This window comes from Methanobacterium veterum, from assembly GCF_000745485.1.
Classification (GTDB): domain Archaea; phylum Methanobacteriota; class Methanobacteria; order Methanobacteriales; family Methanobacteriaceae; genus Methanobacterium_D; species Methanobacterium_D veterum.
In genome coordinates this window covers 126,656-139,866 of record NZ_JQJK01000015.1, presented here as the reverse complement: position 1 = coordinate 139,866, position 13,211 = coordinate 126,656, and the positions used below count along the sequence as shown (strand labels likewise).

18 protein-coding genes are annotated in these 13,211 nt (G+C 36.8%); 5 read left to right on the top strand and 13 right to left on the bottom strand.

Features of this window, described 5'->3' with window-relative positions; genetic code table 11:
• Positions 1–2 precede the first annotated feature (2 nt).
• A complete protein-coding gene (locus EJ01_RS08065; RefSeq protein ID WP_048081864.1) occupies positions 3–443 on the bottom strand; it encodes a hydrogenase iron-sulfur subunit in 441 nt (146 codons plus the stop codon).
• Positions 444–1,276: 833 nt separating this feature from the next.
• Here EJ01_RS08065 and sufC point away from each other — a divergent pair.
• The 3 genes from sufC to fae all read left to right on the top strand — a co-directional run bounded on the left by sufC (position 1,277) and on the right by fae (position 3,886).
• Positions 1,277–2,029, top strand: a complete 753-nt coding sequence (sufC, locus tag EJ01_RS08060; RefSeq protein WP_048081897.1) for a Fe-S cluster assembly ATPase SufC — start codon at positions 1,277–1,279, stop codon at positions 2,027–2,029.
• Positions 2,011–3,243, top strand: coding sequence for a SufB/SufD family protein (locus EJ01_RS08055; protein WP_048081863.1), 1,233 nt, complete (start codon positions 2,011–2,013; stop codon positions 3,241–3,243). Before sufC ends, EJ01_RS08055 begins: the two co-directional genes overlap by 19 nt.
• A gap of 148 nt (positions 3,244–3,391) precedes the next feature.
• Positions 3,392–3,886 carry a formaldehyde-activating enzyme gene (fae, locus tag EJ01_RS08050; protein ID WP_048081862.1) on the top strand — a complete coding sequence of 165 codons (495 nt, stop codon included), beginning with the start codon at positions 3,392–3,394 and terminating at the stop codon, positions 3,884–3,886.
• Positions 3,887–3,923: 37 nt separating this feature from the next.
• Here fae and EJ01_RS08045 read toward each other — a convergent pair whose 3' ends face one another.
• The gene (locus tag EJ01_RS08045; RefSeq protein ID WP_048081861.1) at positions 3,924–4,121 is read right to left on the bottom strand and encodes a DUF5320 domain-containing protein; all 198 of its coding nucleotides are present in this window, start codon (positions 4,119–4,121) and stop codon (positions 3,924–3,926) included.
• A gap of 122 nt (positions 4,122–4,243) precedes the next feature.
• On the opposite strand from EJ01_RS08045, the gene EJ01_RS08040 reads away from it, so the two are divergent.
• A complete protein-coding gene (locus EJ01_RS08040) occupies positions 4,244–4,636 on the top strand; it encodes a winged helix-turn-helix transcriptional regulator (RefSeq protein ID WP_048081860.1) in 393 nt (130 codons plus the stop codon).
• A 28-nt stretch (positions 4,637–4,664) separates the two neighbouring features.
• Here the strand turns inward: EJ01_RS08040 and EJ01_RS08035 are convergent, their stop codons facing one another.
• Both EJ01_RS08035 and EJ01_RS08030 read right to left on the bottom strand, forming a co-directional pair.
• Positions 4,665–4,937 carry a PRC-barrel domain-containing protein gene (locus tag EJ01_RS08035; RefSeq protein WP_048081859.1) on the bottom strand — a complete coding sequence of 91 codons (273 nt, stop codon included), beginning with the start codon at positions 4,935–4,937 and terminating at the stop codon, positions 4,665–4,667.
• The gene (locus tag EJ01_RS08030; RefSeq protein ID WP_048081858.1) at positions 4,930–5,523 is read right to left on the bottom strand and encodes a TIGR00454 family protein; all 594 of its coding nucleotides are present in this window, start codon (positions 5,521–5,523) and stop codon (positions 4,930–4,932) included. Before EJ01_RS08030 ends, EJ01_RS08035 begins: the two co-directional genes overlap by 8 nt.
• Positions 5,524–5,684: 161 nt before the next feature.
• Here EJ01_RS08030 and EJ01_RS08025 point away from each other — a divergent pair, with 161 nt between their 5' ends.
• Positions 5,685–6,545, top strand: a complete 861-nt coding sequence (locus tag EJ01_RS08025; protein WP_048081857.1) for a zinc metalloprotease HtpX — start codon at positions 5,685–5,687, stop codon at positions 6,543–6,545.
• Positions 6,546–6,791: 246 nt separating this feature from the next.
• Here EJ01_RS08025 and EJ01_RS08020 read toward each other — a convergent pair whose 3' ends face one another.
• The 9 genes from EJ01_RS08020 to mtrD form a co-directional block, all read right to left on the bottom strand.
• Positions 6,792–6,995 (bottom strand): DUF2795 domain-containing protein, encoded by a 204-nt coding sequence (locus EJ01_RS08020; protein WP_048081856.1) that lies wholly within the window; start codon positions 6,993–6,995, stop codon positions 6,792–6,794.
• Positions 6,996–7,347: 352 nt separating this feature from the next.
• Positions 7,348–8,829: a methanogenesis marker 14 protein gene (locus tag EJ01_RS08015; RefSeq protein ID WP_048081855.1), complete on the bottom strand. Its 1,482-nt coding sequence runs from the start codon at positions 8,827–8,829 to the stop codon at positions 7,348–7,350.
• A 371-nt stretch (positions 8,830–9,200) separates the two neighbouring features.
• A complete protein-coding gene (mtrH, locus tag EJ01_RS08010; RefSeq protein ID WP_048081854.1) occupies positions 9,201–10,133 on the bottom strand; it encodes a tetrahydromethanopterin S-methyltransferase subunit H in 933 nt (310 codons plus the stop codon).
• A gap of 16 nt (positions 10,134–10,149) precedes the next feature.
• Positions 10,150–10,401, bottom strand: coding sequence for a tetrahydromethanopterin S-methyltransferase subunit MtrG (gene mtrG / locus EJ01_RS08005; protein ID WP_048081853.1), 252 nt, complete (start codon positions 10,399–10,401; stop codon positions 10,150–10,152).
• 6 nt (positions 10,402–10,407) lie between these two features.
• On the bottom strand, positions 10,408–10,602 hold the full coding sequence (mtrF, locus tag EJ01_RS08000) for a tetrahydromethanopterin S-methyltransferase subunit F (protein ID WP_048081852.1): 195 nt from the start codon (positions 10,600–10,602) through the stop codon (positions 10,408–10,410).
• 12 nt (positions 10,603–10,614) lie between these two features.
• The gene (mtrA, locus tag EJ01_RS07995) at positions 10,615–11,334 is read right to left on the bottom strand and encodes a tetrahydromethanopterin S-methyltransferase subunit A (protein WP_048081851.1); all 720 of its coding nucleotides are present in this window, start codon (positions 11,332–11,334) and stop codon (positions 10,615–10,617) included.
• 12 nt (positions 11,335–11,346) lie between these two features.
• Complete coding sequence (mtrB, locus tag EJ01_RS07990; RefSeq protein WP_048081850.1) at positions 11,347–11,652, bottom strand: tetrahydromethanopterin S-methyltransferase subunit MtrB; 306 nt, start codon at positions 11,650–11,652, stop codon at positions 11,347–11,349.
• Positions 11,653–11,664: 12 nt separating this feature from the next.
• Positions 11,665–12,483: a tetrahydromethanopterin S-methyltransferase subunit MtrC gene (mtrC, locus tag EJ01_RS07985; protein ID WP_048081849.1), complete on the bottom strand. Its 819-nt coding sequence runs from the start codon at positions 12,481–12,483 to the stop codon at positions 11,665–11,667.
• Entirely contained in the window at positions 12,483–13,211 is a 729-nt protein-coding gene (gene mtrD, locus EJ01_RS07980; protein ID WP_048081848.1) for a tetrahydromethanopterin S-methyltransferase subunit D, read from the bottom strand. Before mtrD ends, mtrC begins: the two co-directional genes overlap by 1 nt.

Here is a 13,211-nt window from a genome sequence, read left to right as displayed (position 1 = left end):
GATTATGCCTCCGCTTCTTCAACTTCTTCTAACTGTGCTTTAAGCGGTGATGGTCCTAGATTCTTGATACGAGCTACCATCATTTTAACTGTTTCTGCGAATTTTTCTCCTTCTGATGCGGAAATCCAGTCGTGGTATACTCTGTCTCTTCCAATTCCTAGATCATCTACTAATTTGTAAATTAATCTCATTCTTCTATCTAATTTGTAGTTTCCTGCGTCATAGTGGCAGTCACCATGGTGACATCCTGCGATTATGACACCGTCTGCACCTTCTTTGAATGCTTTAAGAACAAATTGTGGTTCTATACGTCCTGAACACATCACTCTAATTACACGTATGTTCGGAGGATATTGCATCCTTGCGGTACCTGCTGTGTCTGCTCCACCGTAGGAACACCAGTTACAACAAAACATAACGATTTTTATATCATCCTCAGCCATAGAGTTTCCTCCTTGCGTTTCTCAATGTACTAATTAGTGTACTATTACTGTACGTTATATGGATATAAAGACACTAATTATAAAGGTTACTTCTAAGACAATTTCGAAAAGTTTATATATAATAACATGAATCTTTGTTTTCTTAGAAATGCCAGTGCGAACCATGATTACTCTAATTATCCATTATAATCTTCTAAATTCCATATAAAGTAACATTAAATCCATATTTCTTAAAAAAACTAAAATTTATTAAGCTGGCCTTCTACTGTAGAAAATTATTTGTATGTACTCTATTACTTTTACAACTACATATGCTCATTATTAGAATTTTTTACATTTATTTTTCAAGTTTCACCCATATGTAATAATATCACGAGATCAGTTGGTATCATATCAAGTTTTCAGGGAATACTATTAACGATAGTTAATTTATATATAACATCAGATATATCCAAAATGAGTTACAAAAAGATTAATTTAATTTAAAAAAATAAAATAGCCTTAAACACTATGTGTTTAGGGGGCCGAAAATTCAAAGCATGTAAAAACCTGTGGTTTTTGATGCTGCAAAATTCTCTGAATTTTTGACAGCTTTCGAAAATCTTCGATTTTCGATGTTTGTGAACATAGTTCCACAACCGTAAAAAATCAAAGCTGACAAAAACTTCGTTTTTGTGGCCTGCAAAATTTTTAATTTTGCGGTTCAGGAAATCAATGATTTCCTTCAACGTCAAAATCAGAGATTTTGACAGATTTTTCACATGCCCCAAAAAATCGAAAATTTTTTGAGGGAATTTTCGAGCATAATCAAATTAAAAACGGTGGTGGTGAAACTGCTACTTGAAATAACTGATCTAGCTGTTGAAGTAAATGGAAAAGAAATACTAAGCGATATCGATCTTTATATTAAAGAAGGAGAAACCCATGTGCTCTTAGGACCAAATGGGTCTGGTAAAAGTACGTTGTTTATGAGCTTACTTGGATTTCCTAAGTACGACATAACACGAGGAGAAATTATCTTTAAAGGTGAAGATATAACCAATTTAACCACTACAGAACGTGTAAGGAGAGGCATAGGTGTAAGTTTTCAAAATCCACCAGCCATAAGAGGAGTTAAACTTAACGATCTCCTTAAAATTGAACACGGGGAAAGTGGTGAAGAATTAAGTCCTGAAATGAAGGATCTTGCCACTAAACTTAAACTTGACCAGAGATTCTTAGAAAGAGATGTTAATTTAGGATTTTCAGGAGGAGAAGTAAAACGGTCCGAAATCTTACAGCTCCTTGCTCAACAACCAGACTTTATCATGTTCGATGAACCTGACTCTGGTGTGGACATTGAAAATGTAGAGCTTCTGGCTGAAGAAATAAATACTCTCCTGGATAAAGACAAAAAACCAGGCATGAGGAAAAAATCAGGACTTTTAATAACTCATTTAGGTTACATTCTCAATTTTGTAGGTGCAGATACTGCCCACGTACTTATGGATGGTAAAATAGCCTGTTCAGGGAATCCCACTGAAGTTTTAGAAGACATTAGAAAAGAAGGATTTAAAGGATGTGTTGAATGTTGCAAACTCCACTAGAACGTGCCCAAAAAGCCCATGAAAAGAAAGCTCTTTATGGGGAAGATATAGATCTTGAAAAATTTATAAAAGAAGAAGCAGGGGAACACGAACGCGTAGAAAGAGCTGTTGAAATTCCCAAAAAGGTCCAGGATACATTACTTAAAGTAGGAGTAGACACCACTGAAAAAGAGCGTTCAGGTACATTTATACAGATGGACCAGAGTGGAATCTATAACGCATCTCCTTCTGAAAGTGTTGAAATAATGGGAATGAATGTGGCGCTAGACAAATATGGATGGCTTAAAGATTACATGTGGAAAGCTGTAGCTCCTGATGCAGATAAATATACTGCACAAACCGCAATAAGAGAATCAGAAGAAGGAAGCAGCGGTTATTTCATAAGATCTTTACCGGGTTCTAAAGAAGTATTCCCATTACAGGCATGTATGTTCATCGGTGATGAAAAGGTAATGCAGACCGCCCACAACATAATCATTGCAGAAGAAAATTCTGAACTGCATATTATAACTGGCTGTGCCACTGGAGAAGACGTAAGCTCTGCACTTCACGTAGGAGTTTCAGAATTTTATCTTAAACCAGGATCTAAAATTACATTTACAATGGTACACAACTGGGCAGAACAAGTAGATGTACGCCCAAGAACAGGAGTCATGTGTGGAGATGATTCGACTTATATAAGCAATTATATCCTTACAAGCCCCGTTAGAAGTATTCAATCTTATCCAACAGCTTACTGCAGCGGTAAAAATTCTAAAGTTTTATTCCAGTCAATTCTCGGAGGCCAAAAAGACTCCATATTAGACATGGGATCACGTGTTTATCTAGAAGGGGAAGGATCAAGCACAGAAATGATTTCACGGGCAGTTTCCAAGGATAATTCTCAAGTTTATGCCAGAGGACATCTAGCAGGTAGAATGCATGATACAAAAGGACACTTAGAATGTCATGGCCTTGTTTTATCTGATGATTCTATGATATATGCAGTTCCAGAACTGGAAGGTAGTGCCCGAGATTTAGAACTATCTCACGAAGCTGCAGTAGGTAAAATAGCAGAAGAAGAAGTATTATACCTAATGTCCAGAGGACTTACAGAAGAAGAAGCTGCTTCTATGATTGTAAGAGGGTTCTTAAGCATGGACATTACAGGGCTGCCTCAAGAACTTGCAGATGAAACCAAAAGAATGCTCGATATGAGTTTACAGGGCATGTAACTTTTTATTTTTAAACTACTTTTTTTTAACCTTCTTTCTTTTTTAATTTAATTAACAGAATCAGAACTGATTTTAGAGTTTATTAAGAAAATAATCTTAAAAAATATTAAATTCCATTAAATACATAAAATAAATGAGAGGTAGTACCATGTATTTAATTGGAGAAGCACGGTTTGGAGAAAAAGTAGAAGTTGCACATATAGATCTCTTAATAGGTGATAAAGAAGGTCCTGTTGGGCAAGCATTTGCTAATGCTCTTGCAAATCAAATGGACAAGCATACTCCTCTTTTTGCAATTATAGCCCCTAATCTTACAACAAAACCCGTGACACTGATATCTCCTAAGGTTTCACTTAGAAGAAAGGGTGATGTTTTGAGGATATTCGGACCTGCACAAAAAGGTGTGGCAATGGCTGTTGCAGAATGTGTGGAAGAAGAAACCATTCCTGAAGATGCAGTGGAAGATATTTGCATAGTCTGCAGTGTCTTTATACATCCTGGTGCTGAAGACAATGATAAAATATACAGAAATAACTATGAAGCTGCAAAATTAGCCATAAGAAGAGCATTTACCAAGGAACCTTCAATTGATGAAATTTTAAGCGAAAGAAACTCTGTTGTTCATCCGCTCTATAAAGGATAAATCTTACATATACTCTAAAAATAAATAGGAGATAAATTTAAGCTTTAAGCTCCTCAATTTTTTGTTTTACGCCTTTAATTTCCTTTTCTAATTCTTCTATGTATTTTTCCAGCATTTCAGCTTTTTCTTCCCTAGTTAAGAAATGTCTATGCATTCCCCCAGAGTGACATCCCCCATGATGCATGCCCCTACCTTTTTTATCTTTATCGTGTCCACAACATCTATCTTCACACATATTAAATCATCTCCTGGTATACATTTAATAGTAAGTATGTGTCTAATATCTAGTATACAAAAGAAAGTATTTAAAATAAAAAGTTTATATCAATAAACAAAGTATACAGAAGGGTACCTGGTATGTGCAAGGAAAGTAATTGTGAAAAAGAAGCTTTTTGCCTTTGTCCCATTCGAGGCATAGTGGATGTGGTAAGTAAAAAATGGGTGATGTGCGTGCTGACATCACTTAGAGAGGATCCACTACGATACAATCAGATTAAAAAAAATATAGGGGAAATATCTCCAAAAACTCTTTCAAATACATTAAAAACATTGGAACATGAAGGATTAATAGAAAGAAATGTTTACGGCGAAACACCTCCCAGGGTAGAATATTCTCTCACAGAATCAGGAAAAGAATTACAAATAGCATTGATACCTCTAGTTGAATGGGTTAGACGCAGGGAAAATCATGATGAACTACATACAGGTCAAAAATCCCATAAAAAAAATCAAATTAAAAACAGCACATAATCTTAAAAAAATTATAAATTAAAAAAATTTAAGCTTCTGAAATTATTATGAATTCGCCTACTTTTTCAACTTTTCCAAATGGAACTAAAAGGTGATCTCCTTTTTTCTTTGCGCCTTTAACGTTTATATTTCTGCCTTTTTCAACTTTTATGACGACATCAGTTATTTTTCCGGTTTTACCGTTTATTATAAGTTCGTCAAGTTCTCCCAATATACGTGCATTATTGGTTGCAACCTGATACCCTTTAATTTCACTCCAGATCTTTTCTTCTCCCTTAATAAGTTTCCTCTCTTCATTCATCCTGATCACCCAATAGCTTCTTAAGAAGTTTTATGTCTTCACATGTATTAATGTTTAAGGCTAGTTCTATTCTTTCTATAATTAAAACTTTCTCATCTTGTGTCTTGTTAATACTTCTTAATATATTTAATCCAGATGGTATTAGATTTTCAAACACCATAGTTGGTTTGATACCATATTTTTCAAATACATGTATCGGGACTAAAACACTCATAGCAGGTTTATTAGACTTTTCATATTCTTCAATGACATAATCAATTATATCACTATTTATAAGGGGCAAATCTGCAGTTACAGTAAGTAAAACATCATCTAATTCAAAATTAGAAATGATAAAACCAAGATCATTTACATAACCGTCTCCAGGGGTTTCAATTATATTAATACCCTGTTCATTTAAAAATGTTTTAGTTTCTGGAGTGTTTTTACTTGTTGCAACAATTATTTTATTGATTTTATCCGTATTTTTAAGCGCGCAAATTACATACTGAATCATTGGCTTTCCATTTATTTCAACAAGTGGTTTTTCTACCTCAAGTCCCATCCTTGTTCCTTTTCCCCCAGCCATTATTAGCGCAGTTACCATCTTAAAACACCAAAATTTAATTATTTATAATTTGAATTTAGTCACACAAAGTTTATATACATAGACTTACATTTTATAGTATTGTGATCTTTTAGTAACCTGAGTTAAATAAAAAAACAAAAAAAATTAAACTAAAGTTTAAAAAATCTGGTGATAATCAAATGTTTGAAAACATTAAAACTGTGCTATTATTAAGTATATTAACTGGCTTATTGATAGTTATAGGATATTTCATAGGATCATTATTCGGAGCAGGACTTCTTGGAGGATCAATCTTCTTTGTAATAGCCATTGTCATGAATTTTAGTTCATATTTCTTTTCGGACAAAATTGTACTTAGGATGTATGGTGCAAAGGAAGTATCAGAGCAGGAAGCTCCAGAACTCCATTCAATTGTATCTGAACTTGCGCAGAACGCAGGAATTCCAAAACCTAAAGTTGCAATAGTTGAAAGTGCTACTCCAAATGCTTTTGCAACTGGTAGAAACCCAAAAAATGCAGTTGTAGCTGTAACTACAGGGATACTTAATTTACTAAGTAGAGATGAGCTTGAAGGAGTTATAGCTCACGAACTTGGACACGTTAAAAATAGAGATATACTAATAAGTTCAGTAGTTGCCACAATAAGTGGAGCTATAGTTATGATTGCAAATTATGCAGGGTTTTTTGCGTTTCTTGGTGGTGGAGAAGATGGAGAAGATATAATAGGACTTATTGCAATGTCTTTACTTGCTCCAATAGCTGCTACAATAATTCAACTTGCAGTAAGCAGAACCAGAGAATACAAAGCTGATGCAAGTGGCGCAAATATTTCTGGAAAACCATGGGCCCTTGCTGATGCCTTAAGAAAACTTCAAATGGGAGCTAGTGCAAGACCAATGAAGGATGCAAATCCTGCAACAGCCCACATGTTTATAGTAAATCCATTTGGAGGAAAAACACAAACTTTAATGAATTTATTTTCAACTCACCCTCCAATAAATGAGAGAATAAAAAGGTTAGAAGAGCTAAAATCCTTTTGAAAAAATTAGAAATTTTTTCAATGTTTGCAAATCCCTCGAAATTCCAAAAGAATTTCGGGGCATGCAAAAACAAGATTCGCACGCTCGGATTTGCAACCGTAAAAATTCTTTGAATTTTTACATGCTTTCGAAAATCTACGATTTTCGGTGCCCCGAATGATTCGCATTCGAGGGCCCCTAACATAAAATGTTCAAGGGCATTCTAACTTTAACTTATTTTATTTTAAAATTCGAATTTGAGTAAATTCAATGTCTCCTTGATTTGTCCTCAAAAAGGGTAGCAATATCAACGGTTGTTCTAAATTTTTCCCTCGGAAGATTTTCTATTACATGAACAATATCATCAGAAGCATTATTCTTCTTAGCTTGTTCAACCATTTCTTTTTTAGTTGCAGGATAAGATACTCCTTTTAAGGAAGTTATTACATCTTCTGAAGTTACTTCACGCATAATATCCTCTCCTTTTAATTTTAAAGTAGTATTAAATCAAATAAATCCACAAGCTCATTTAATACAAATTAATTAAATAAATTCCTCATACTGAAGTTAATTATTGAAAGTTGTAGCTAAAAAATATTACGATAAATTTGTAAAAAATTATTAAATATAAATGAACTAAACCTAATATCTAGATTCAGTGAGTTCTGAACATTTATAGAAAGTATCAAAAAATAAATCACAAAAATAGAAACTAAACAAATGAAATAAAACAACATTATTGTATACATTAATCCATCTGCTATCTTTAGTTAATTAAAATGCATAGTTCATATTGAACATGATATATGCTGTATCAAAGCAGCTAATCTATCATGCCCTTTTGTTTCTGCATCTTTCTTCGCTGGCCCAGTATACATGCACCGCCCTGTTTTCCGCCGATAGGAATATGTGGTGTCCCCATGGAATTCATACACCTTGCCATTACAGCAGCACCCATTGCTAGTGCATCGGATACAAAGATGGTGCCGCTGAATTTATCTTTAGAATAATCAAGGACAAATTCAGGTTTTCTTCCAGTTATTCCAGCTCTTCCTGTTACCCCAAGCATGGAACCTGGTTCAATAACTCCTTCTTCAAATGCTTCATCACCCAGTCTTTTTACAATATTTGCACTTACATAGTCAAGTGTTGCAAAAAGTGTGTGTATTCCGCTTTCAGCGTAAATTTCATGACCTAGATCAGTTAATTTAGGGATTTTATCCCCATTTTTACCTACATCACATCCTATAAGAGTTGTTCCAGCATCATACGCTGCCTTCGGATCTACAGGCACTGTTCCAAATCTGTCCCTGTTTTCAGGAACTTTTCTTATATCTATATAATCATGGGCACGTTCAGCATATTCTTCGGCTGCTTTCCAGTCTGCTTTTTTTAATATATCCCTTGAATACAGATCTAAAGCTGCTCCACCCCGTTTATCCACTTTTTCAGTTCCGCGTATTATTGAATCAGATACTGCCCCTGCAAGCCCGCAGAAATTTCCAATTGTCCGTGCATAAGGTTCCTGCCCGTTTGTTATCCTGCCTGCAAGAGTTGTTCCAAAATCCATTGAAACACATGGGTTACGGAAATCAATATTAGTCCATTTAGCACCGACTTTAATACCTGCAGTAACGAGTTCCCCTTCCATTTCATTTGCAACAACTGCTTTTCCAGTAGGTGGGAGTACACTTACAACAGCACCGTCAAACATGACCTTTTCAATCAATGTATAATCCCTTAACCTTTCAGGGAAGCTTTCTTTAGACATCGCAGGAGCCATCTTACTTGGAGGAATTCCTGCATCAAGACATCCGTCTGCAAGGGCAATTATAAGATCTCCAACTTCTTTAGGAGAAGCAAATCCTGCAGTAACTCCTGTTGAACGCACAACAAAATCCAGATCTTTATCTATATCAATCTTAGAACGTTTTACTGATTCAAGGATAGTATCTCTCACCATTTCAGAAACTGACTCTTTTGTAAGTTCTACTTCCCATACAGTTTCACCAAAGACATTTTCTCCAGGCTTTGGAGGTCTGATATCCCTTGTCATCTTAACTGTTTTGTCAAGAAGATAAGTTTTACTTGTTTCAAGATTTGTGGCTGTAAGAATACATTTTGTAGTTGTGTTTCCGAGCTCTACAGAAGCAACAATATAATAAGTCTCAGGCTTCGTTGAAAGCCCTGCACCCGCTCTTTTTTTGGTAAACGCTGTTGCTTTCACATCTTCAATAGATACGTACCTGCTTTTTGCTATAACTGGTTTTGGACCTCTGCTGAATATTTTCCCCAATAATGACAATGAAATACCCCTCCAAATCTTTGATTTGGGGTTTCGGAAATTATATGAATTTCCTTCAACCTCCAAAAAATTTCCTATTTTTTTGGGTTCAGGAAAATCGTAGGTTTTCCTTCAACTCCCAAAAATTAAAACTGTAAATAGATTTTACAGAAGAGGATATAAATCTTGTGAAATTTTTTTAAATTTTAAAAATAATTCGTTTTTAAATAGCAGAAAAATACGTATTTTTAAAAATACATGCAATTTAACTCGAAAACTTCAAAAATAGATTATTTGAGGTGTTGCAAATCTTTAAAAAATCGAGATTTTTGAGAGAACAGTAAAAAAATAGGGAAAGAGAGCGATTCAAACCGCCTCTTAAATTTAAACACTTATAATAATTTGAACATTGGGTGTCCTTCGACTGCTTCTGTTCCTATATCTTTAGCTGCTTCTGCTATGAATATATCAGCCATAGCACATGCAGGGAACGCCATTCTAGCGTTTTCAATAGGACCGAATAATACGAAGTCACCACCGGCCATTTGCTGGACGATGTTAGAACCTACGTCACAAACAGGCCATGCTTCTTTGTGTTCTTTTTTGTATCCTCTTAACCAATCCCATGCTGATGGAACGTTGTGGATACCACTACCTACAGGGTATCCCCATTTACTTTTAACAGCAAATGAAGTTCTGCATGCAGGACCTGCACCTTGACCTAAAGGAGTAATAGCTACGTCCATGAATGGTTTATCGATTCCACATTCAGCAGCAGTTTCTAATAAACCTTTGTCTAGTGCGGATCCACCGTTTTCCCAGATGTTGATTTTACCTTCAACACCAGCTTCCATTGGGTTGAAACCGAGAACAATGGATGATGTGATGTCTGTTTCTTTAAGTGCTTCTACTTCAAATGCTTCTGTAGCCATGTTCAGTGAGTTGTATATAGCCCTGTCAGCTAATCCAGCTTCTTGAGCATATTTTGCACCTGCAGCTCTAGCTTCACCTGAAGTTGAGTCTATCATGAATGGTTTGTCACAAACGTCACCTACAAATTCCAGGTATTTGACTATAGCTTCTGGTGTTGCACCAAAAGTCTGTACAATACATGGGTTTCCAGTAACATCAGACATTTCTTCCATAGTTTTTATACGTTCTTCAGCTGCGTCTTTATCAAAGACACCTGCTTTTTCATCGCTTATAATCTTGTGTCCACCATAAAATATGGTACCTGCCAAAACAGTCGGATATTCACCAGGCTGGCCTCCAACTTTAACTCCGGCAACATCTATTACAATTTGTTCTTTATCAAATCTAAACATATGTAAACCTCCTAATTTACACGCCTAAAGATTGTAGTATTGCGCCTATTGCTACTACTTTGAATGTTATAAACAGGATTATGAGTCCTATTATTATTCCGTATAGGATACCTATATCCCTACCGATCTGTTGACCCATTCTTTGAGAGACTTCACCCCATGTGAATTCTACTTTTTCTTCCATGTCGTCTAATCTCTCATTAGCTTTATTGAAATCGTCGGACGGGACAATTACGGTTGGTATATTATCTTCTGCCATATTTATCATGCCCCTTTATTTTATTACCCATAAAATTGGGAGTCCTACTAAGAGTATTGCCAGTATAAAACCCATAACCATACCCTCAATTCTGGTGGCTATAAGTCCGGCAAATAACCTCTGATCTCTACCGATTAATCCTGTTCGGTATTTTACATCTTCTGCTACTTTTCTTATGCCTCTAACATTAGGTTTATTTGATATTAACATCTAAAACCCCCATTATTTTAAGAGTAGTATGGTTCCAATGACCAGTGTAAAGGCTAAACCAAGCATGATTCCCTGAACTTTTCCAGAGTACATACCTGCAAACATTCTCTGTAATCCACCCACGCTTTTAACCTGAGTTTGAATGTTACGCATTCTAGCTTCGATTAACGCTGTTTCAGGAGCTACAGGCCTTATTTCTTCGCCTTCTTCTTCCTCTGCGCCACCTTCTTCCACTTTAATGACCATTGCTTCTTCTTCGAATGCACCTGGGTCTTTTTCAATACACTCTTTAACTTTAGCTTGAATCTGTCCAGCATCTTCTATATCAATCATACTTACGATTTCTAACTGTTGCTGGAACCTTTCTATACCTTCATCTGGAATATTTTCGATGAATGGTATAGCACCGGTTGCACCGGCAATTTTTCTTTTTTCATCTACACCGTTAGCGTGTAGAGCTTCTATACTTTGACCTGTAATATGTCCCTGCACTTCAGATCCACATAATATAAGGAACCTTATGTTAGGGTTTGATATCAGGTTTGCAACCATCTTTTCGACTCCCAGGTTTTCGGTTTTACATGGTCCTGCAAGAGCAGTTCCAGCCGCTGCAACTACGTCTTCGTTGTGTGATCCGAGTGTTGTTGCTGCTACAGGGCTTTCAGGGTCACCGACTATGTAATCCCCGTTAACCACAGGCCATCCTTCTGCGGGTGATTTCTTATCAGCCAACTAAAACACCTCCTAAATTCCAAATAGAGCGACAAGCAGTATTAGCCCTACTATAAATCCGTAGACCACGTTGGTTAGTTTACCTGCAATCATATAAGTTCCTTCCCTTCCAGGATAGGATCCAGGGGAAACAGTTGTTGGATCTAAGGATGTATATAAATCTTCTACTGCAATTTCTAATTCATCTAATTGTTCGTTTACTGTGTCTAAGGAAACTATTACTGCACCGCCTACTGCGGCCCCTAATTTACCTGTAGAAGGGTCAAGGGTCAGGTTCATTTCAGGAACAACTTTTACTAAAGGTAAAATTTCTGCCATCTTTATTCCTCCTTAGAGCTCCTCTTCTTTAGGCATACCGGACCATGCAACTGATGCTGCGTCTTCGGTTGATGCACCTATAAATGCTTTGACTGATACTAACCATGCTAAAGCACCGATTATAGGAACTATAGCAACCCATGAGTTGCCTGATGCTAGTAATGCTATTAAGCCTACTACTGCCATGGAAATAAAACCAGTTGCTGCAGCGAGTTTAAGGGTCCTTGTCTGTTTTTCGTTTGGTCCCAAACATGCGTTGAATGGGTGCTGGATAGCCATTGTGTTCAATATGAAGAGCAGTGCTATAAATCCAGTTGAAATAACTGAAGTCTGTATTGCTGCCATGGATAAACTTCCGGCTATAGCTACTGAAAATCCAATTACAGACAAAGCAGATGCGCCTGCAATTTCAGTTGTACATGGTACTAAAACTGGTATTTTCATTTTAACTATTTTTCTAGCTACTAAAGCAACTATTGCACCTACTATCATAGCTATAACAAATCCTAAAACAGGGCCTGCAAGAGCTAAGCTTGATCCAAATAGGGCTACGCCTGCTATTCCAGCTAATGATCCTATGATACCTATAGCGAGTGACATATATCCGATTGAAGGTACACCAGTACCTAAACCGTAACTTGCAACTCTTCTTATAGCGTCAGCACCCCATATTATGGCTGCGACTGCACCAAGTGATGCTGTAAGTGCTCCAACTACTGGACCAAGGAATGGTGCTACGTATATACCTACAAGGCCACCTATAACTCCAAGAGCTATAGTTTTTGAAGCTGATACATCTGCACCTGCGGGTCCTCCGCCTGCTGCTGACATTATAATACACCTCCGCCTTGAACTAATAATGCTCCTACAATTCCTACCACGAGTGATACAATTATACAAGCTAATGCTCCTCTAGGGAGTCTTTTGAACTTAGGATCGTGGAATCCTTCTATAGTACCTCCTATGTTATAGGAAGCTACAACCGCATTTATGAAGAATGTTCCTAAAGCGAATATTCCTGCAAGTGTTGCGGCAGCTAAAGAAAATGTTGATCCTGCAGGTACTGCATAAGCTGTAGTTGCAGTAAGTGCATTGTAAAGAGCGTAATAAATTAATCCTCCACCAATTCCACCTAAAAGTCCGCCTATAATTCCGCTTACAAAACAAACGGTAGGTATTCCGTGACCTTCGGTACCTGGTGTTACATATTTACTTTGTTCCATTTTGGTTATTGGGTCTACATCTACTTTTGCTGATGATGGTACACATCCTACACCCCATACGTATATGAAGTTACCTGCAAGCATGGTTATACCGAGCATTAAACCTGAACCGATAGCACCTGCTGCCAGGATAAGTGGGAGTGATTGACCGGTCATAGCAGCTGCGGTTATGAGTCCTGTCATACCACCACCGGCTGCAAGCATAGCAGTACCGGTTCCTACACCTGTTGCTGTTGCCATAGCTGCTGGAGCACCACCTACAGGTATGAAGTGTACACCTCCACCAATCAGGAGCCCACCAGCGGTTACAGCGCCGATTAATAATAATGGATCCAT

Coding starts and splice junctions, on each gene's coding strand:
- mtrG (WP_048081853.1), bottom strand. CDS start 10,401: ATGATAAATATGGCAGAAGATAATATACCAACCGTAATTGTCCCGTCC.
- EJ01_RS08035 (WP_048081859.1), bottom strand. CDS start 4,937: ATGAATGAAGAGAGGAAACTTATTAAGGGAGAAGAAAAGATCTGGAGT.
- EJ01_RS08065 (WP_048081864.1), bottom strand. CDS start 443: ATGGCTGAGGATGATATAAAAATCGTTATGTTTTGTTGTAACTGGTGT.
- fae (WP_048081862.1), top strand. CDS start 3,392: ATGTATTTAATTGGAGAAGCACGGTTTGGAGAAAAAGTAGAAGTTGCA.
- EJ01_RS08025 (WP_048081857.1), top strand. CDS start 5,685: ATGTTTGAAAACATTAAAACTGTGCTATTATTAAGTATATTAACTGGC.
- EJ01_RS08055 (WP_048081863.1), top strand. CDS start 2,011: ATGTTGCAAACTCCACTAGAACGTGCCCAAAAAGCCCATGAAAAGAAA.
- mtrF (WP_048081852.1), bottom strand. CDS start 10,602: ATGTTAATATCAAATAAACCTAATGTTAGAGGCATAAGAAAAGTAGCA.
- mtrH (WP_048081854.1), bottom strand. CDS start 10,133: ATGTTTAGATTTGATAAAGAACAAATTGTAATAGATGTTGCCGGAGTT.
- EJ01_RS08045 (WP_048081861.1), bottom strand. CDS start 4,121: ATGTGTGAAGATAGATGTTGTGGACACGATAAAGATAAAAAAGGTAGG.
- mtrC (WP_048081849.1), bottom strand. CDS start 12,483: ATGTCAGCAGCAGGCGGAGGACCCGCAGGTGCAGATGTATCAGCTTCA.
- EJ01_RS08030 (WP_048081858.1), bottom strand. CDS start 5,523: ATGGTAACTGCGCTAATAATGGCTGGGGGAAAAGGAACAAGGATGGGA.
- EJ01_RS08020 (WP_048081856.1), bottom strand. CDS start 6,995: ATGCGTGAAGTAACTTCAGAAGATGTAATAACTTCCTTAAAAGGAGTA.
- EJ01_RS08040 (WP_048081860.1), top strand. CDS start 4,244: ATGTGCAAGGAAAGTAATTGTGAAAAAGAAGCTTTTTGCCTTTGTCCC.
- mtrB (WP_048081850.1), bottom strand. CDS start 11,652: ATGGCAGAAATTTTACCTTTAGTAAAAGTTGTTCCTGAAATGAACCTG.
- mtrD (WP_048081848.1), bottom strand. CDS start 13,211: ATGGATCCATTATTATTAATCGGCGCTGTAACCGCTGGTGGGCTCCTG.